Origin of the sequence: Oerskovia douganii (genome assembly GCF_015142735.1) — a bacterium.
GTDB classification, from domain to species: domain Bacteria; phylum Actinomycetota; class Actinomycetes; order Actinomycetales; family Cellulomonadaceae; genus Oerskovia; species Oerskovia douganii.
Genome location: NZ_JACSPN010000057.1, coordinates 1 through 1,112, shown reverse-complemented (window position 1 = coordinate 1,112; position 1,112 = coordinate 1). Strand labels below are relative to the sequence as shown.

1 protein-coding gene is annotated in these 1,112 nt (G+C 67.6%); it reads right to left on the bottom strand.

Annotated elements, in window-relative coordinates; all coding sequences use genetic code 11:
• Nucleotides 1–1,003, bottom strand: a 1,003-nt coding sequence (locus H9623_RS19110; protein ID WP_193721580.1) for an IS481 family transposase, incomplete at its 3' end; no start/stop codon positions are given.
• Nucleotides 1,004–1,112 lie beyond the last annotated feature (109 nt).

The following is a 1,112-nucleotide window of genomic DNA, read 5'->3' as shown; positions in this document are numbered from 1 at the left end:
TGTTCTGTGTCATGACGTTGGTGACACCTGCGTGGAGGCGTGAGGCTGGGGGTTGGTTCCTGGCCGCAGTGTGAGGTCGATGGTAGTTGTAGTGGATGTTCCAGACGTCGAGGGCTGCGGTGCGTTGGGCTTCTGAGGTCCACTCTCGGGCGTAGAGGAGTTCCTCGGCCAGAGTCCGGTTGTAGCGCTCGACCTTGCCGTTGTGCTTGGGGGTGCGGGGCCGGATGCGTTGGTGCTTGGCCGCGGTCGCCAGGACGGAGCGGGTGAAGTCCTTGGCCCGGTAGTTGGCGCCGTTGTCGGTCACGACCCGGGTGATGCGGGTGATGCCGTGTGCGGCGAAGAATGCCCGTGCGCGGGCCCAGAACCCGATGGTCGTGGCCGCTTTCTCGTTGGGCAGGGCTTCGGTGTAGGCGAGGCGGGAGAATCCGTCCACGGCCGAGTGCAGGTAGACGTAGCCAGCCCTGGCGCCCCTGGTCTTGGCCCGGTCGACGGCCTTGGCGTGGGGTGAGCCGCGCCCGTGGGTCCGCCAGCCGCCCCCATCAGGGATGCGTCCGACCTTCTTCACGTCCAGGTGGACCATGTGACCGGGATACCGGGCCACGATCTGCCTGATCGTTCGGTTGCTCGCGCCGGTGGGGTCGATGTCGCGGCGCCGGGAGATGCCCAACCTGCGCAGCCACCGGGCGACCGTCACGGGCGCGATCTGGTGGCCTTCGCGGACCAGCTCGAGGTGGATCTGGCGGGCGGTCCACTTATGTGTCCGGCGCAGGTCCTCGATGCGTTCGACCACCTCCGGCGGGGTCTGGGTCGGGCGGAGGTGCGGGGCGCTGGATCGGTCGCCCAGGCCAGCTTCGCCGAGGGTCTCGTAACGGCGCAACCACTTCGTGAGCGTCTGGCGCGCAACACCAGCCTCAGCGGCGACATGAGCAATCGGGCGGTACCGGCAGCGCTCGACCAGGCGCAACCTTCCAGCAGGAGTCAACGGGGCACTAGCGTGGGTCATGAGGGGTAGGTCCTTCGCGCAGGTGGTTGTAGAGGTACCTCCATCCTGCGGTTCAAGGCCTACCCCTCGCCTACGCCCCCACCTCCCGGCGTGTCACCAACGTCATGAC